Source organism: Cohnella endophytica, assembly GCF_003628305.1.
Taxonomy (GTDB): Bacteria; Bacillota; Bacilli; order Paenibacillales; family Paenibacillaceae; genus Cohnella; species Cohnella endophytica.
Window position 1 is genome coordinate 1 of the sequence record NZ_RBZM01000020.1, and the last position, 17,945, is coordinate 17,945.

The window sequence follows — 17,945 nt, forward strand, 5'->3', positions numbered from 1 at the left end:
TTCTCTTACGATCTGCATTCGTTTCTCCTCAAGCACTTTCCCTAAACGCATACTGTCCGCCTCCCCTATACAAATAGTCTAATTCAATTGGGGGACAAGACTCCAGTTTAATTAGGGGGCCTTGGAGGTAAATGCAGGTGAAAAGGCGTAATAGGGTCATTTCGGCGAAAATACCTGTAGTAAATGCAGGTTAGGTAAACACTTTTCAGGAAAAGTAACAAAACACGCCAGGAAACACTAGTAGCACCAGTCACCTCAGCGGCTCATACCGTCTCCCCACCTGCAAAAAGTACAGATTGTTCAAGACAAATCGGCGACCCCGCGAAACAACCTGCAAAAAGTGCAGTCGAATATCGGGTTTTGGCTAATAATCGGGAATTTGGAGTAAACAACCTGTAGTAAATGCAGGTGAAAAGGCGCAATAGGGTCATTTCGGCGAAAATACCTGTAGTAAATGCAGGTCAGGTAAGGCTTTGCAGCAAAAAAGCGGGTCTGTCCCTCCAGGTCATCAAGACCGGAGGGGCAGACCCGCTGTCGTTAAGCGTTATTGGCTGCTGCTCTTGTTCTCGCTTGCGATTGCATTGAGCGTAATCTCGTTGCTGCTATCGGTCGGCTCGAGGTAATTGCGGAGAATCGAGACTTCCACCCGGCGGTTGATCGCCCGGCCGGCATCCGTGTTATTGCTCTGCAACGGACGGAACTCGCCGTAGCCGATTGCGCTGAAGCGCTTAGGATCGAAGTTCGTGTTCTCGAGCAGGATCTTCATGAAGTTAATCGCCCGCTTGGAGCTGAGCTCCCAGTTGGACGGGAATTCGCTCGTGTTAATCGGCTGGTTGTCGGTGTGGCCCGTAACCAGAATCTCGTAGTCCGGATATTGCTGCAGCATGTGACCGATCGCGGCCGCCAGCTTGCGGGAATCCGGTTTAATATTCGCGCTTCCCGATGGGAACAACGCGTTGTCCCGAATCGTAATGAGAAGCTGGGAATGATTCAATTGCGTATCCAGCTGGGAAGACAAGCCGTTCTTCTTAATGTACTTATTCAGATCCTTCTGCAGCTGCTCGAGGTTCTGTTGTTCTTGCTGCATGGCCGCCGCCCGGGCTTCCTTGGAGCGGTTGGTCCTGCCGTCGTCCTTGCGATCCAAATCCTCGGCAGTGCGCCGTTTCAGTTGATCGTCTTCGGTGAGAGCCCCTTTATCGAGAATGCTGATTCCCGAACTGAAGGCTGTCTTGAAGGCGATGCTCATCTGTTGGAGCTTGGCCGTATTAACGGAGCTGGCCGCGTAAAGAACGATGAAGAGGGCGAGCAACAGCGTCATGAGATCGGAATAGGGGAGGAGCCAGGATTCGTCCGGGTGCTCCTCATGCGGTTCATGCCGTTTTTTGCTCACGCTGCGACTCCTCCTTCTCTGCGAAAGCCAAACGTTCCGTCGGAGTCAGGAATACGAGCAATTTCTGTTGAATCGCGATCGTCGAGACGCCGGACTGAATCGAGAGCAAGCCTTCGACCATCATTAGCTTGAGGTCGATCTCGCGCTTGGACAAGCGCTTAAGCTTATTCGCGATCGGATGCCAAAGCACGTACCCGGTGAAAATACCGAGCAACGTCGCGATGAACGCAGCGGCAACGGCGTGGGCGAGTTTTTCCATCTCCGCAAGGTTACCGAGAGCGGCGATCAGACCGATAACGGCACCGAGAACCCCGAGCGTAGGAGCGTACATGCCCGCTTGGGAGAAAATCTGCGCGCCGCCGCGATGACGTTCTTCGGTAGCCGAGATATCTTCGAGCAGAACGTCGCGAACGAAGTCTTGGTCATTGCCGTCGATGATCATGCGCATGCCGCCCTTAAGGAACGTATCTTCGATTTCGTCGACGCGGGCTTCCAGAGCAAGCAAGCCTTCGCGGCGGGTAATCGTAGCCCATTCCATGAACATGCCGATCAGACGTTGACGAGGAAGGAGCTTCGGCTCTAAGAAAATGAGCTTAAAGAGTTTCGGAACTTTCGCGAGATCGGACATGGGGAAAGCGACAAAGACCGACGCGCAGGTTCCGACGAGAATAATGACGTAAGCAGCCGGATTGTTAACCAAGCTTGCGATCGGAGCGCCCTTAAGGAACATACCTACGATAAGAGCGAAAAAACCTAGAACCAAACCAATAATCGTTGAATTTTTCATCGTACACCCCGGCATATGGAAGAATGTTATGTACGCGACAGGAGTTTCATTATACAACCGACACGATAATAGAGTTATCGACAAAACTCCCGCAAAGCTTTAGAGGATAACGGCGTTTTTCATAAATTCATGGCGACGCGGGCTGGAAGAGAAAAATTCGGGGCTTCCGCGAGGGGGGAGAATGGTAAGTTTAGCGGATGGACAGCCCATGGCCCTCATGATAAGATGACTACACAAGTGAATACGGCGGAAAATAGGTGCTCGAGAGAGCTTAATAGGGAAGTCCGGTGCAAAACCGGCGCGGTCCCGCCACTGTCCATGGGGAGCTATTCGGATAGGCCACTGCAAGCGTCGCGAGACGGCTGCGGGAAGGCCCGAAGCGCATTGATCCAGGAGCCAGGAAACCTACCTCTTTTCGACAAACACCCGATAACCTACGAGGAATAGGGGCGGTGTGGCGGCAATGTCCTCGGGACTCGGTTTACGCTTACGGGCGGACTGAGGGACCGAGGCGGAGCATCAGGCAGGATCGGCCGATCATCAGGCGGCTTGCCGTCGCGCGCAGGCGCGATAGGCTCGAGCCTTCACGCGAACATCTTCCCGTCGGGAGATGTTTTTTTGTTGTCTTCACTAGGCATCAAGTCGAAGGCTTACGTCATGGGACGGAGTAGCGGATAATCAAGAAGGAGCGTGTCGGAATGATCGGGCAAGCAGGGGAAAGCAAGCGGATCGGATTGGCAAAATGGCTACAGGGCGCATTGGCGATTGCCGTAGCTCTTCAATTGGTATTGGGAGCGTGGACGGGAGCAGCGAACGCGGCCGGAGACAACGGCGCGAAGCCGAATACGACGAAGGAACAAGTCGGCCAAGCGATCGCTTCTTTGCAGGCGTCGTTAGGCAAGGCGAATCCGGTGAGCGATTGGATCGCTTTCGGGTTGGCTCGTTCGGGGCAACCGGCAGGGTCCCGTTATTTGCCCGAAGCGGCGAAGAGCGTGGATAGCGGCAGCTTGCGTCTCGTCACGGATTACGCGCGCGTTGCGCTCGCGATCAACGCGAACGGCGGCGATGTACGCAAAGCGGGAGCAGCGGGCAAAGTAGATTTGCTCTTCAAAATCGCGAATTTCGAGAAAATAACGGCACAAGGGCCGAACGCGCCGGCGTATGCGCTGCTTGCGCTCGACGCGGCGGGTTACGTTCCGGGAACGAAAGACCGCTGGACACGCGACGATCTCGTCAAATGGCTCGTCGACAATCGCAACGCCGACGGCGGCTGGTCGCTGAAAGCAGGCAAGAGCGACGTCGACGTCACGGGAATCGTGTTGTCCGCGCTCGCGGGGTACAAAGATCGCAAAGAAGTATCCGCTATTATAGATGAAGCGTTAACTTGGTTGAGCTCCGCACAACGCGATACGGCAGGCTTCGGTAATCCGACGGAAACCAGCGAGAGCACCGCACAGGTTCTGATCGCGCTGGCATCGCTCGGCATCGATCCGGTTAACGATACGAGATTCGTCAAGAACGGCAAGTCCGCACTCGCGCGTCTGTTGGAATTCCGTCTTACGGACGGCCAATTCGCGCACGAGGTCGGCGGCAAAGCCGATGCCATGGCTTCTTTCTATGCGCTGCTCGGTTTAACGGCCGCGGAACGTTGGATGGACGGCCTTCCCGGCTTGTATTCGGGCGTGGCTACGAAGGCTGCGTCGACTGTTAACGTATACGGCTTGTCCGGAACGGTAACGACCGGCAAGGCGAACGGCAAGACGGCGCTCGAAGCGTTAGTCAACGTGCTAGACGGCGCGAAGATTGCCTACGGCATCGATCGTCACCCGCAATTCGGGGCGCTGCTTCAATCGATCGCCGGCGTAGAGAACGGTAAGTTCGGCGGCTACGACGGCTGGCAATACGGCGTTAAGCGCGATGGCGCATGGGTAACGATCGGCGAAGGCATGGGTACGTTTGCCATGCAAGCGGGCGACGAACTGGCCGTGTATTACGGCGGAAGCGATACGACGCTCGTTCACTCGGTGAAGGTCGAACCTGCGGCGCCTCGCGCGGGACAAACGGTTTCGGTCACCGTGGAAAAAGAAACGTTCGATTGGGATTCCGGCAAGGTTGTCGTAAGCGCGGCCGAAGGCGCCCAAGTGAAGCTCGGCGGAGCCACCGCCAAGACGGACAAGGACGGCAAGGCGCAACTAACGACGCCGCAAGCGGGTTCATACGCGATCGCCGTGGACGGCTACCGCAACGATGCGGCTCCGACGTATGTAGCGTGGGCCGGCAAGCTAGAAGTCGCGCCGTATACGAAAAACGTTACGGTCAGAGTAGAAGGCGACGCCAGAGCGGTTGCTTCCGGACGCGCGCAAGGCGGTACGGCTCTGGAAGCGTTGGAGCAATTGCTGACGGCCAAGAACGTTAAGCATGAGATCGCGGATTCCGCGTACGGTAAATATATCTCTTCTATTAATGGCATTGCCGGCGGCAAGTTCGGCGGTTACGACGGTTGGATGTTCGCGGTCGTTCGTCACGGCGCTTGGATCATTCCGGCGGAGGGCGCGGCTACGTTCCTGCTCGAGGAAGGCGACGAGCTCGTCGTTTATTATGGCGGCGATGCTACGCAGTTGGCGGAGCCTGTTGCGATCGCGCCGGCTAAGCCTAAGCCGGGGCAAGCTTTCACGGTGACGGTCACGAACCGGGCGTGGAACTGGACGACGAACCAATTCGACGCGGCCAAGCCGATCGCGGGCGCTACGGTTAGCGTCGGCACGGCGACAGCGGTGACGGACGACAAAGGGCAAGCCGCGTTCAAAGGGCAGGCCGAAGGTTTGTATACGCTGCAAGTGACGGGTTACGCGAAAGATGCGGCTCCGAACGTGGCGCGCTCGGTCGCGACGCTGCCGATCGCAGGCGCTTACGCGGATCAGAGCGCGGTTGCCGGATGGGCGACGGATGCGGTCATGATCTCGAGGGCGGCTCCGCTGCTGCGCGGAATCGGCGACGGAACGGCAACGTTCAAGCCGAAGCAAGCGGTGACGCGCGCGGAATTCGTCGCGGCGTTGGCGCGCGCGCTCGGGCTTAAGGGCGGTAGCGCTAGCACGGCCTTCAAGGATATTCCGAGCGGCGCTTGGTACGCGAAGGACGTAGGGGCCGCGGTAACGGCGGGCCTCGTGGGCGGCGTGTCCGCGGGCCAGTTCGCGCCGGACGCGACGTTAACGAGAGAGCAGGCAGCGATCTTGTTGACCCGCGCGCTGAAGCTGCAAGCGAAGTCGACGGTTGCTCTGGCGGACGCCAAGCAAATTAATCCAAGCGCGGTAGCGGCAGTTCAAGCGGTCATCCAGCAAGGATGGATGACGCCGTACGAAGGCAAGTTCTCGCCGAAGGCTTCGCTTTCCCGCGAGCAGGCGGCGGTCGTTGCCGTGAGAGTGTTGGAAGCGAAAAAATAATCGACAATCGATGACTGAATGAATACGAGAATGCAGGAGAGGGGGTGTAGGTAAAGATGAAGGTCAAGACGATGAAGAAGATGCAGATCAGGAATTGGGGATTGATGCTGCTTATCCTGGCGATAGGGTTCGGATTGTTGGGCTGCGCGGCTTCGGATAACGGGGGCGCGGGTTCAAGCCAGAATTCCGTAACCGCGTCTCCGAAGGCTTCCGCTTCGCAGGCGACGGCCGAGCCCTCCGCACCTTCTTCGGCTAGCCCGACCGCGTCTTCCTCGGATGAAACGGGGAAAACGGGCCAAGCGGATAAAGGTGGCGACGTTAAGCCGTCTCCTTCTTCGTCTCCGGCGGAACCTTCATCTTCGCCGAAGCCCTCGAATTCGCCGAAGCCACCGGATAATGCGGCGCCTGCCGTCGACAACGTTACGTTGTCGATCGTGGGCAACGCGAAGTGGGGAACGATACTTGCCGAGGATACCCTCATCCTGAGCAAAGGGGATACCCCTGCAAGCGTGCTGAAACGAGCGGCTAAAGCGCATCGTTTAGCATATAGCATCCGGGGAAGCGGAGCGTTAACTTACGTAGCAGGCATCGATGGACTGTTCGAGTTCGACGACGGGCCGACGAGCGGCTGGAAGTTCCGGGTTAACGGCATCGTCGCCGATGTCGGCTCGGGCGCCTACAAGCTGAAAGCGGGCGACCGTCTGGAATGGTATTACGTGACCGAGGACGACGCGGCCCAGGACGAGAAGGAGTCCGCATCATGACGGAAGGTTTCGGCTTACGTTCGCTTCACCCGATCGTTATATTGACTTATTATGCCGGAGGGATCACCTTCGGCATGTTGTTGTTTCATCCCTACATTTTGTTGGCCGGCTGGGTGGCGGCCGTCATTGTAAACCTGCATCTGGACGGCGGCCGGGAATGGCGGAGATGGAGTCTCGCGATGCTTGTCGGCATCTTGCTCATCGCGATCATGAATCCGATTCTGTCCCATAGGGGGCGAACGGTATGGTTCTATTGGGGGGATATTCCCATCACGATGGAATCGGTCGTCTACGGCCTAACGCTCGCGATGTCGATGCTGAACCTGCTCACGTTCTTCGTTACTTATCGTCTGGTCATGACGGAGCAGAAGTTCTTGTTCTTGTTCAGCCGCGTATCCCCGAAAGCGGCGCTCGTCGCGATGATGGCAATGGGACTCGTGCCGCGGCTTCGCAGGCGGATGCAGGAGCTTATGCTCATCCAGCGCACGCGAGGGGTGACGGTGGCCGAGGGCTCGCTTGCCCGGCGGGCGCGCAACGGAACACGGTTGGTCGGCACTTTGCTGTCGTGGACGCTGGAAGACGCCCTGCAGACGGCGGATTCGATGCAGGCGCGCGGCTATGGTACGGGCGCTCGCAGCTCCTATCTCGGGTTTAAGTTCCGAGGACGCGACGGGGCGACGATCGCGGGCTTCACGGTCTGCGCGGCGCTCTTGCTGACGGCGTGGGCGAACGGGCATGGATTTATGGCGATTTATCCGCGGCTAGGCACTTTCTCGCTGTCATGGGGAGACGGACTGGCGTTAGCTGCTTACATCGCGTTTCTAATATTGCCGCTCGGCTGGGAATGGAGGGATCGCAGGGCATGGCTCATTACGAATTACAGCGAGTAACCTTCCACTACCCGGAACAAACCTCGCCCGCGCTCGAGAACGTATCCCTATCCCTTCGTTCCGGCCAGTTCATCGTCCTATGCGGGCCGTCGGGCAGCGGCAAATCGACGCTGCTACGCTTGCTGAAGCGGGAAGTTTCCCCGGGCGGACGAATGAGCGGCGGCATTCTGCTGGACGGTACGCCCATACAGGATTGGCCTGCCCGGGGGCTGGCCGCTCATGTCGGGATGGTGATGCAGAATCCGGACAACCAACTCGTCGTCGACACGGTCGAGCACGAGCTTGCGTTCGGGATGGAGAATTTCGGCCTGGAACGGGATATGATGCGTCGCCGGATGGCGGAGTTGGCTGGATTTTTCGGTTTGGAGCCGCTGCTGTCGCGCAAGACGGACGAGCTGTCGGGCGGCCAGAAGCAGACGGTGAATTTGGCGGCGGTGCTCATGCTGCAACCGCGCATATTGCTTCTCGACGAACCGTTGGCGCAGCTGGATCCGTTGGCGGCTCGCGAGCTTATGGGCATGATTAAGCGGCTGAACGAAGAGTGGGGAATTACCGTCGTCATGAGCGAGCACCGGATCGACGACTTGCTTCCGCTCGCGGACAGGGTCGTGCGCATGGACGGAGGGCGGGTTGCCTTCGACGGAGACGCCCGGGCGTTCGTCCTCGAAGCCTGGAACAGGGAAGACAATGCTTGGACAAGCGTTCTTCCTTCTATTACCCGATGGGCGCTGGAGCAGGTCCCGCCCGAAGAGCATCCTGCGCCTAGCCTGCCCCCGCTTACGGTTAAAGAGGCCCGCGCGTGGTTGGACTTAGCCAACCGAACAAGAACGCTAGGGCAACAATCCACCGCCGCCCCTTCCGTTGAAGGTGAGGGCAGGGGCGCAGCGCAGAAACTTCTTGCCGCGCAGGAACTGTTCTTCGCCTACGACAAGCGGTCGCCCGCCGTGCTTCGAGGGCTGGAGTGGCAGCTTCGACGCGGGGATTGGGCGGTCCTGTTCGGAGGAAACGGTAGCGGCAAGTCGACCTTGCTCCAGCTATTAGCCGGGCTTCGTCCACCGCAACGGGGAATCGTACTTTGGGAAGGAAAACCCCTCGGAAAAATGAACGCCAAGGAAAGATATTCGTCGATAGGCTACTTGGCGCAGAACCCGGTATTACACTATGCGCATGATAGCTTGCTGGAGGATATGATTCACGCGGCCGGCCGGGCGGGCGAGACGGATCCGCCGCAAGCGGCCAGAAAGATGGCCGAGCGATTCGGCATCGAGGCTCTCTTGCGCCGCCATCCGCACGACATGAGCGGAGGCGAGCAACAGTTGGGGGCATTGGCATTGACTTTGCTCGGCAAGCCATCGTTGTTGTTGCTGGACGAACCGACCAAGGGGCTCGATCCGTCGGCCAAACGGATATTAGGGGAGCATCTTCGGCATATTCATAAAGAAGGAACGACGCTGGCGATGGCCACTCACGACGTAGAGTTCGCCGCGGCTTACGCGACTCGTTGCTCCCTGCTGTTCCATGGGGAAATCGTCGCGGACGGAGATCCGGAGAACTTCTTCCGGGGCAATCTGTTCTACGCGACTCCGATGCATCGGTTACTGGCGTTAGAGGAGGCGACTAATCGATGAATCCCGATAACCCTAGTCCTAGCTCTAACTCTGCGCTTAAGCGTGCCAGAATCGCCAAGTGGCTAATCTTGCCGCTGGCCATCGGCTATGTAGTCCTAGCGTACTTGTCGGTGGAGCGAGGCAATTCCTTGCTCATCGGGCTCGTCCTCGTCCTTCTGTCGATGATTCCTTTCCTGCTGCGTTTCGAACGCAAAGAACGCAAAGCGCGCGAGCTCATGCTCATCTCCGTCATGGCCGCCGTCGCCACGGTCAGCCGCATTCCTTTTGCCACGCTGCTGCCCGGATTTACGCCCGTTACCTTTGTCGTCATCATCTCCGGAGTCGTGTTCGGCGCCGAAGCGGGATGGATGGTCGGGGCCGCGACCGCGCTCGTCTCCAACATGTTCTTGGGACAAGGACCGTGGACGCCGTGGCAGATGTTCGCCTGGGGAATGGCCGGTTACACGGCGGGCTTATTCGCCCACCGCAGCTCATGGCGCCGCGGCAGGCTTCCTCTCGCGATTTTCGGCGTAGCTTGGGGATTCCTCTACGGTTGGATCTTGAACGTGACGCTGGCGCTCGACCAATGGGCGCAGACTCATTCGTGGGCGGCCGTAATCGGAAAATACGTGACCGGACTTCCGTTCGAGATCATTCATGCGTCGGCTAACTTGTTCTTTATTTTGGTTTTCAGTCCGTCGTGGATCGCTTTGTTGGAGCGCTATCGCAAAAAGTACGGAACGCTGGAACGAATAGAATCTACGGAGGGAGAAAGGGCTCATGGGCAAGCACCCGCTGTTAACTGAGCAAGAGCTGGAGGAGAAGCTGCAAGCACTGCCGGATTGGAAAATCGAAGAGGGCAAGTGGCTCGCGAGGCGAAGGTTGTTCCCGACGTTCCCGGATGCGGTTCGCTTCGTGAACCGGGTCGCCGATATTGCCGAGGAAATGAACCATCATCCCTTCATCGCCATCGATTATCGCAAAGTGACGCTAAGGCTCACGACCTGGAATTCCGGCGGTTTGACCGCGCTGGACATTGAGTCCGCCGTCGCGTATGACAACCTATCGCTTTAATCGGTCAGAGAATCCCAGGGTAGACATAGACTCTACCTTCGCTTACGATCGATAGAGATTACCTAATAGATAGGTTTGCGGGGGTGCAGCTGTTGATTCGCCGTTTTATGACTTATTACCGTCCTTACAAAAAATTGTTCACGCTGGATTTCACTTGCGCCGTCTTGGTGGCTTTGCTGGAATTGGGCTTCCCGATCGGGGTCCAATGGATGATAGACGATCTGCTTCCCACCGGAGATTGGGGACTCGTTACTTGGGTCTGCATAGGCCTTATGGTGTTGTATCTAATCAGCATGGGCATGCAATTCGTCGTCAGCTATTGGGGGCACAAGCTAGGCATCAATATCGAGACGGACATGCGCAAGCAGCTGTTCCAACACGTGCAGAAGCTTAGCTTCCGTTTCTTCGATAATACGAAAACCGGGCAGATCATGAGCCGTATGACGAACGACCTGTTCGATCTTGGGGAGATGGCCCACCACGGCCCCGAGGATCTGTTCATCGCGCTGATGACGCTTGTCGGCGTGTTCGGAATTATGCTCATGGTGAACTGGGAGCTGGCGGTCATTACCTTCGTCGTCGTTCCGTTCCTGGCATGGATTATTATTTACTTTAACCAGAAGCTGAACAAAGCCGCAACGACGATGTTCGAGCGAATAGCGGACGTGAACGCTCGCGTGGAGGATAGCATCTCCGGCATTCGGGTCGTCAAATCGTTCGGCAACGAACAGTTCGAATTAGAACGTTTCACGAAAAATAACCATGGATTCCGCCTCGCAAAGCTACGGTCTTATCTCACGATTTCGTTCAGCGGGTCGAGTATCTACATGCTGACGCGGTTCATCACGTTGGTCGTGCTCGTATTCGGCGCATGGTTCGCTTACAAGGGCAAGCTGTCCTACGGGGAATTGGTCGGGTTCCTGCTGTACGTGAATATTTTCTTGAAGCCGATCGACAAAATCAATGCCCTGTTGGAGCTTTATCCGAAAGGGATGGCGGGTTTCAAAAGGTACTGCGAGCTGATGGATACCGAGCCGGACGTGAAGGACGCGGACGACGCGATCGAAGCGCCTCGCTTGAAGGGGGACATCGAGTTCAACAACGTGACTTTCGGTTACGAGAACCATTCGCACGTGTTGAAGGCGATCAACCTATCCATTCGGGCGGGCGAGACGATAGCTCTTGTCGGCCCGTCGGGAGCGGGGAAATCGACGCTGTGCAGCTTGATTCCGCGCTTCTACGAGATTGACGATGGCGCGGTATCGATCGACGGCATCGACATTCGGGCGATGAAGCAGCAGTCGCTTCGCAACCAGATCGGGATCGTGCAGCAGGAAGTGTTCTTGTTCAACGGAACGATTCGCGAGAATATTGCCTACGGACGACTTGATGCGACGGAGGAACAGGTGTGGGAAGCGGCCCGTCAGGCGCATCTGGAATCGATGATCCTAGCGCTTCCGGACGGGCTCGATACGTTCATCGGAGAGCGGGGCCTGAAGCTGTCGGGCGGTCAGCGCCAGCGCTTGTCGATCGCGCGGATCTTCTTGAAGAATCCGCCGATTCTCATCCTGGACGAAGCGACGTCCGCGCTCGACACGGAAACCGAGACGCTGATCCAGCAGGCTCTGGAACGGTTGTCCCACAACCGCACGACGCTGATCATCGCCCACCGTCTGGCGACCATACGGCATGCCGACAGAATCGTCGTCGTGACCGAAGAAGGCATCGAAGAGCAAGGACGCCACGAAGATCTAATCGCCGCGGGCGGCACGTACTCTCGCTTGAGCGCGGCTCAGTTCGGGGGCGGTTTGGCGTTGACTAAGGGGTAAACGTTCATTCGTGATAGAAAGAGTGTGGCGGAATGGCCGTTCGCGGGAAGCAATTTCTCGCGGGCGGCCGTTTTTGTGTTCCGTAAGGAGGCTAGGCGGTTACTGCTTCGCTCATTGGATAAGTAACAATCGGAGCCACGTTCAATCGAAAGATGCGAATGTGCAGGTTTTCCGTACATGCTCGACCGACGGGGAGGAATACCTGAGAATATGCAGGTATTTATCGAGGAGGATTCGATTTTGACCCCAATTCAGCCCAAAAGCTGCAGATATGATGGAATTTCAAACAATTCAACCCCTGAGTGCCGCAATGCCTGCATATTTGCAAGAATTGCGGCACGATTGGTCCCACTATCGACGCGGAAACGATAGATTGACAATTAATTGTCAAAATGAGATATTCTGCATGATTGAAACGCAGTTAGGGGAGAGTGCGTATGAACCGTATCCGATTAGCATTATGGCCAGTGATGATCGTTGTGCTTATCTTTTTGTCCGCATGCAGCACGAAACATTCAATCGTAGACGTCCAAGCAAGCGAGCAACCGTCGGTTTCTGCCACCGGGAGCCCATCAGACCCACTCGAAGCATCCTTAATCCAGAAAATTAAGTTCAAGAGCGCTGCGCTGGACCGCGAGATGAGGATGAACGTGTATCTTCCGAAGGGCTACGGCTCGCAAGAGAAGTATCCGGTGCTGTACCTGATTCATGGGTATACCGGAGACGAGAACTCCTGGTTAGACGGACTCGGCGTAAGCGCCGCAGCGGATAAGCTGATCGGGGAAGGGAAAATCGCCCCGCTCATCATCGTATCTCCGGAGATGGATAATAGCTACGGCCTGAACTCCGCGGAGGAGTATTCCGTGAGTAATCCCGGCGATCCGACTTCAACTTATAATGGCAGGTATGAGGACTATCTGACGCAAGACATCCTCGGGTACGTGGATGGCCATTACAGTACGCTCGCGAGCCGCGAGAGCCGGTATATCGGCGGTTTGTCGATGGGCGGATTCATTAGCTTGTATTCGGCTTTCTCGCATCCGGATTTATTCAGCAAGGTAGGGGGGCATAGTCCGGCATTGTTCTTGGACGATTGGTCAACGACGAGAGGAGAGTATGGATTAAAAGCGTTCCTCTACCCGTCCGACGCCGAGCGCAATTCCCGTGATCCGCTCATTCTAGCGGAGAGCGCGGACTTGTCCAAGCTTAAAGTGTATTTGGACTGCGGAGACCAGGATGGATATAAGTTTTACGAAGGCACGGAGAAACTGGATCGGATTTTGAAGTCGCGGGGCGTATCTTCGGAGTACCATCCGAACAAAGGGAACCATGACGATGCTTACTGGAAATCCCACTTGGAGGAATACTTGATTTTCTACGCAGGCCAATAATACGCACACAACAAGCCAGGCTCCCGCCAGGCGCTATACGCGCCAAGCGGGAGCCTGTCGGCTTTCAAGAGCATGCTTATCTTAGTCGTCTCTTGCCACTTTGGAGAACAGCGCGATCGCGTAGAGAGCGGCGACTCCGATAACGGTGTACACGATTCTCGAGCCGACTTCTTCTGTACCCCCGAAAATCTCGCTGACCACGTCGTACTTGAACAAGCCGACGGACAACCAATTCAACCCGCCAAGAATGATGAGCAATAAACTAATCACGTTGAGAGCCTTCATTCGGTAACAGCCTCCTTCAATGTGGTGTTTTCACCTTGATTCGGTAAAACTTCACGCCGAAGCTGCCGGTTCTTGGTTGTTCTCTACAGTTCTATGTACGGCGATAACTCGTTATGACACGTTAAGCACGACAAAGGAAGCGATACGGTGATCCCACCTCCGATGGTTACTCTTCCCGCCAGACCATGACGAAGAGGCTGACCGTGCCGTGCGTGGCTTTTCTCGTATAGGAGTCGGTTTTCGCGAAGCCGGATTTCTCGTAGACGCGGATCGCCCGCGTGTTCCACTGCTCGACTTCAAGGTCGACTTCGGCTTCGGGCCGCCGCCTTTGCGCCTCTTCAACGACTAATTTAGTCAGAATCGTTCCAAGTCCCCGATCGCAGTACTCCGGATGCAGCCCCATTCCTATACGCAAGGTACGATCCATTGGAAACAACTGAACGTACCCAACAAGTTCCCCCGTATTCCGGATTCGCGTGGATAGAAATTGTTCCCGTCGCAAGTCCGGATCCGCGAATTCGCGGTCATTTTCCACCATCCATGCCCATGTAGGCCACTTGAACAACTCGTAAGGAGGGGGATACCGCCAATCGCAGATGGCTTGCCCGTCTTGTTCGGTCATCGGAGTTAGGGTCAGGATCGGTAGCTCTTCGTTGTTCATGATTATCTCGAACCTCCCTAAGCATATTTCAATAATGTCCTTATTATAATGTATCGAGTACGAGTACGTGAACGGAGAAGAAGCACTCGGAAACGGTATGAAAAGGATGTCGAAATTTGAATTGAAAAATACCGATTCATTGGGTATCATGGAATTGTTGTAAATTAATTGCATTGTTTCACAAATCTAATAAAGGTGGTATTTATCCATTGCTGACAAGTGCTGAAATTCGCGCAAAGGCAAGAGAAAGCTTATCCGGTAACTGGAAGCCGGCAGTTTTGAATTTTCTTTTGTATTTGGTCGTGACAGGCGTTCTGGCGGGCATATCCTACATTCCGTTAATCGGGTGGGTGGCGCAGCTTTTGTTGACTGGTGCTCTGGCATACGGCGTCTATACTTACTACTTGTTAATAGCTCGCAAAGAGAATCCGACGACGGGAACGTTATTCAGCGGATTCGAGAAATTCGTACCTACGTTTCTTCTTTACTTGTTAATGAGCATATTTACGTTCTTATGGATGCTGCTCTTAATCGTTCCGGGGATTATAGCGGCACTCCGCTATTCGCAAGCCTATTACATACTTAGAGATAATCCTGACATCGGCGCGATGGAGGCGATTAGACGCAGCAAAGCCCTAATGGACGGCAACAAAGGCAGACTCTTCATTCTGGGACTCACGTTCATCGGGTGGTTCATATTGGGAATCATTACAGCCGGTATCGGACTTTTGTGGATTGCTCCCTACTACTTAACTGCGATGGGCCACTTCTACGACAATCTGATTAATAAAAAAGTCGAAGCTCCGGAGCCTCTTCCTCCGTTCGGCGGCGTTACGGCATAATATCATTCGAATAGTCGGATCAAGCCGGGCCATAAGAGGTCCGGCTTTTCTTCACGCCATTTTCACGAAGTGGTATAGTAGACGAGGAGATAAATTGCATAGTTAAGGGGAATTATGATGGCTCGGCTAATCTTCTTGGGGTGCGTGGCTTATTTGGCGGTCGGGCTCGGACAATTGGTCTTGGGAACGATCATGGAACCGATGGTCGACGCATACGGGGTAAAATACGGCGATGGCGGGCAGCTCGTCATGAACCAGTTTTTCGGCGGGATGTTCGGGGTGCTGTTGACCCCATGGCTGATCGGACGTTTAGGCAAAAAAACGCTGCTGCTTAGCGTGTTTACGATTGTCGTCGTTGCCGAAGCGGTGTATGCGATGCAGCCTTCTTGGGGCGTCATGTTGACCGTTGCTCCGTTCGCGGGGCTGGGACTCGGAATGATCGAGGCGATCGTCGGCTCGATTATTATCGGATCGGCTATTGAAGGTAAAGCGAACGTGGCCATGAGCCGGGTTGAGGTGTTCTTCGGCGTGGGGGCGTTGCTTATGCCTTTCGCGGGGGCATGGTTGATCGCGAACGGTCATTGGGAGTCGGCGTTTATCGTGGTCGGCGCGCTTATGGCGATTACGCTGGCGCTATGGGTCGGGTTGTGGCCTTCGATCGTGGATGCTCCGCATGCCGAAGCGTTGCCCGAGAGCTATGGCGACAAAGCAATCCTGCCAAAACGTTCCGTCGTAGTGGGCGTTCTGGCGCTGGGTTCGTTGTTCTTCATGATGTATGTCGGTTTCGAGATGAGCTTCGTGCATTACTTGCCTTCCTTGCTCGTTAACGATAACGGATTGTCGGATTCGACGGCGTCCTTGTCGCTAAGCGTCTATTGGGGTGCGATGGTGGTGGGAAGACTCGTATCCGGACATGCCGCGGACCGCTGGGGCGGAGGAGCGTATTTGTTCGTCACCTGCACCGCGACGGCGGTCATCTTCGTCCTGTTCGGCGGCATGCATACGACCTGGGCGACTTTCGCGCTCACTTTATTGGCGGGTCTGGCGATGTCGGGCATGTTCTCGGTAGCGCTCGTCTTTACGAATCATGTCGTGCCCGGGGTAACCGAGCGGACGACGAGCTTGCTTATGGCTAGCGGAGGGGTCGGCGGCGCGCTGCTTCCGAAGCTGACGGGATGGTTCATGGACGAGAACGGCACGGTCGCGACCTGGTGGCTGTTCGCCGTATTCGCGATCGTCATGTTGGCGGTAGCGGTCGCTTTGATGACTTCGGGAAGAGCATTGCGGCGGGCTTCCGTACCTTCCGTGGCCTCCGTGGCTTCCTAGTAAGTATGGGTAATCGTGTGAAGGAGGGTTCATTCAGATGGTTGTGGAAACGGAAAGATTGATCCTTCGTCGCCAGACGACCGAAGATGCCGCTTTTATCCTCGAGCTCATGAACGATCCGTCCTGGATACAAAACATTGGCGACAGAGGCTTGCGCACCGTCGAGGATGCGAGTAATTATATTGTTCGGGTAGCGCTGGGCTCGTATGAACGGTTCGGGTACGGCTTCTATGTGGCGGAGCTAAAGGATGGCGGGGTTCCGATCGGGATCTGCGGATTGGCCAAGAGAGATTTCCTTGAGGACGCCGACATCGGGTATGCTTTGCTTCCGGCTTATTGGGGGAAAGGCTACGCGTACGAGGCGGCATCCGCCGTGATGGAGTACGCTCGTTCCGTTCTTGGGCTTGGCCGCATCGTGGCCTTCACTTCTCCCGGCAACGAGGCTTCCGCCAAGCTGTTAACGAAATTGGGCATGCATGACGAGGGCTTAATTCCTTATAACAATACCGATGAGATGGTTCGTTTGTTCGTTGATGGGGAATAGTGTGGAGCATGTTTGGGATGATTAGGGGTTAGGTTGGAGCATGTTCGAGATGAGGGGTTAGTGATTATTTTGTAGCATATTCGTGGTGATTAGGGGTTAAGTTGGAGCATATTCGGGATGATTAGAGATTAGTTTGAAGCCCATTCGGGATGATTAGAGATTAGTTTGCAGCAAATACGAGATGACAAGAGGAGAGATTTTGATGAGTGCAGTCGTACCTGTTAAATGGTTGTTTGCGCGTTTGTATGAACCGGATATCGTCATCGTCGATTGCAGGTTTACGATGGGGAAACCGGATGCGGGGCGGACGGCTTACGAAGAGGAGCATATTCCGGGCGCGGTGTATCTGGATCTGGAGCGGGATTTGTCCGCTCCGGTCGAGGAGGATGGCCACGGCGGGCGGCATCCGTTGCCCGATATTGCGGAGTTGGCAGCGCGTCTCGGCAAGGTTGGGATCAGCAACGAGTCCCGCGTCGTCGCTTACGACGACCAAGGCGGGGCGATGGCGTCTCGGCTGTGGTGGCTGATGAAGTATCTCGGCCACGAGAACGTGTTCGTGATGGAAGGCGGGTTCACCGCTTGGAAGAACGCGGGGTTGCTGACGTCGTCCGAGCAGAAAGTGCTCATCCCGGCTAGGTTCCTGGCGACCGTTCAGCACAATATGCTGGTGGAGGTCGAGGAAGTTCGCGAATCGCTGGGCAAAGCCGGTGTCGTGCTGGTGGATTCTCGCGAAGCCCCGCGTTATCGCGGTGAGGTGGAGCCACTTGATCGGGTGGCCGGACATATTCCGGGCGCTAGGAACTTTTTCTGGGCCGAGGGCCGTCGGGCCGATGGCACATGGAAGAGCGCGGACGAGCAGCGCGAGCGGTTCGCGAGTTTGTCGCAGGAAGACGAGATCATCGTCTACTGCGGGTCCGGGGTTACCGCGACGCCCAACGTGCTGGCGTTGCGGGAAGCGGGTTTTGTACGCGTGAAGCTGTACGCGGGGAGCTGGAGTGACTGGATTTCCTACGCGGACAATCCGATTGCGACGGGAGAAAAGTAGGAACCGATAGACCGCGTCGGACGCGGGTTTGGGGCTGTGACAGGTTGCTGGTGGATGACCTGTCGCAGCC

16 protein-coding genes and 1 riboswitch are annotated in these 17,945 nt (G+C 56.0%); of the genes, 12 read left to right on the top strand and 4 right to left on the bottom strand.

What is annotated here, in order from left to right:
* Positions 1-544: 544 nt before the first annotated feature.
* Together D7Z26_RS26910 and motA are read right to left on the bottom strand one after the other, a co-directional pair.
* On the bottom strand, positions 545-1,390 hold the full coding sequence (locus D7Z26_RS26910) for a flagellar motor protein MotB (protein ID WP_120980124.1): 846 nt from the start codon (positions 1,388-1,390) through the stop codon (positions 545-547).
* Positions 1,371-2,177, bottom strand: a complete 807-nt coding sequence (gene motA, locus D7Z26_RS26915) for a flagellar motor stator protein MotA (protein ID WP_120980125.1) — start codon at positions 2,175-2,177, stop codon at positions 1,371-1,373. Before motA ends, D7Z26_RS26910 begins: the two co-directional genes overlap by 20 nt.
* A gap of 238 nt (positions 2,178-2,415) precedes the next feature.
* Positions 2,416-2,604: riboswitch (cobalamin riboswitch) on the top strand.
* A 271-nt stretch (positions 2,605-2,875) separates the two neighbouring features.
* On the opposite strand from motA, the gene D7Z26_RS26920 reads away from it, so the two are divergent.
* The 8 genes from D7Z26_RS26920 (at position 2,876) to D7Z26_RS26955 (ending at position 13,172) form a co-directional block, all read left to right on the top strand.
* Positions 2,876-5,617 carry an S-layer homology domain-containing protein gene (locus D7Z26_RS26920; protein WP_120980126.1) on the top strand — a complete coding sequence of 914 codons (2,742 nt, stop codon included), beginning with the start codon at positions 2,876-2,878 and terminating at the stop codon, positions 5,615-5,617.
* Positions 5,618-5,673: 56 nt separating this feature from the next.
* On the top strand, positions 5,674-6,381 hold the full coding sequence (locus D7Z26_RS26925; protein ID WP_120980127.1) for a DUF4430 domain-containing protein: 708 nt from the start codon (positions 5,674-5,676) through the stop codon (positions 6,379-6,381).
* Positions 6,378-7,271, top strand: a complete 894-nt coding sequence (locus tag D7Z26_RS26930) for an energy-coupling factor transporter transmembrane component T (protein ID WP_158602455.1) — start codon at positions 6,378-6,380, stop codon at positions 7,269-7,271. The genes D7Z26_RS26925 and D7Z26_RS26930 overlap by 4 nt, the downstream gene beginning before the upstream one ends.
* Complete coding sequence (locus tag D7Z26_RS26935) at positions 7,244-8,899, top strand: ABC transporter ATP-binding protein (RefSeq protein ID WP_158602456.1); 1,656 nt, start codon at positions 7,244-7,246, stop codon at positions 8,897-8,899. The genes D7Z26_RS26930 and D7Z26_RS26935 overlap by 28 nt, the downstream gene beginning before the upstream one ends.
* Positions 8,896-9,684: an ECF transporter S component gene (locus D7Z26_RS26940; RefSeq protein ID WP_120980130.1), complete on the top strand. Its 789-nt coding sequence runs from the start codon at positions 8,896-8,898 to the stop codon at positions 9,682-9,684. Before D7Z26_RS26935 ends, D7Z26_RS26940 begins: the two co-directional genes overlap by 4 nt.
* Positions 9,659-9,952 carry a 4a-hydroxytetrahydrobiopterin dehydratase gene (locus D7Z26_RS26945; RefSeq protein ID WP_120980138.1) on the top strand — a complete coding sequence of 98 codons (294 nt, stop codon included), beginning with the start codon at positions 9,659-9,661 and terminating at the stop codon, positions 9,950-9,952. The genes D7Z26_RS26940 and D7Z26_RS26945 overlap by 26 nt, the downstream gene beginning before the upstream one ends.
* A gap of 92 nt (positions 9,953-10,044) precedes the next feature.
* Positions 10,045-11,781, top strand: a complete 1,737-nt coding sequence (locus D7Z26_RS26950; protein WP_120980131.1) for an ABC transporter ATP-binding protein — start codon at positions 10,045-10,047, stop codon at positions 11,779-11,781.
* A 437-nt stretch (positions 11,782-12,218) separates the two neighbouring features.
* Complete coding sequence (locus D7Z26_RS26955) at positions 12,219-13,172, top strand: alpha/beta hydrolase (protein WP_233567227.1); 954 nt, start codon at positions 12,219-12,221, stop codon at positions 13,170-13,172.
* A gap of 81 nt (positions 13,173-13,253) precedes the next feature.
* Here the strand turns inward: D7Z26_RS26955 and D7Z26_RS26960 are convergent, their stop codons facing one another.
* Both D7Z26_RS26960 and D7Z26_RS26965 read right to left on the bottom strand, forming a co-directional pair.
* Positions 13,254-13,457, bottom strand: a complete 204-nt coding sequence (locus D7Z26_RS26960) for a DUF378 domain-containing protein (protein WP_120980132.1) — start codon at positions 13,455-13,457, stop codon at positions 13,254-13,256.
* Between the two features lie 166 nt (positions 13,458-13,623).
* Complete coding sequence (locus D7Z26_RS26965) at positions 13,624-14,118, bottom strand: GNAT family N-acetyltransferase (protein WP_120980133.1); 495 nt, start codon at positions 14,116-14,118, stop codon at positions 13,624-13,626.
* Between the two features lie 209 nt (positions 14,119-14,327).
* Between D7Z26_RS26965 and D7Z26_RS26970 the strand changes: the two genes are divergently transcribed.
* The 4 genes from D7Z26_RS26970 (at position 14,328) to D7Z26_RS26985 (ending at position 17,875) form a co-directional block, all read left to right on the top strand.
* Positions 14,328-14,960 carry a DUF975 family protein gene (locus D7Z26_RS26970; protein ID WP_120980134.1) on the top strand — a complete coding sequence of 211 codons (633 nt, stop codon included), beginning with the start codon at positions 14,328-14,330 and terminating at the stop codon, positions 14,958-14,960.
* A 117-nt stretch (positions 14,961-15,077) separates the two neighbouring features.
* Positions 15,078-16,286, top strand: a complete 1,209-nt coding sequence (locus D7Z26_RS26975) for an MFS transporter (RefSeq protein WP_233567228.1) — start codon at positions 15,078-15,080, stop codon at positions 16,284-16,286.
* 37 nt (positions 16,287-16,323) lie between these two features.
* Entirely contained in the window at positions 16,324-16,830 is a 507-nt protein-coding gene (locus tag D7Z26_RS26980; protein WP_120980136.1) for a GNAT family N-acetyltransferase, read from the top strand.
* 202 nt (positions 16,831-17,032) lie between these two features.
* Positions 17,033-17,875 carry a sulfurtransferase gene (locus D7Z26_RS26985; protein ID WP_120980137.1) on the top strand — a complete coding sequence of 281 codons (843 nt, stop codon included), beginning with the start codon at positions 17,033-17,035 and terminating at the stop codon, positions 17,873-17,875.
* The last annotated feature ends 70 nt before the right edge of the window (positions 17,876-17,945 follow it).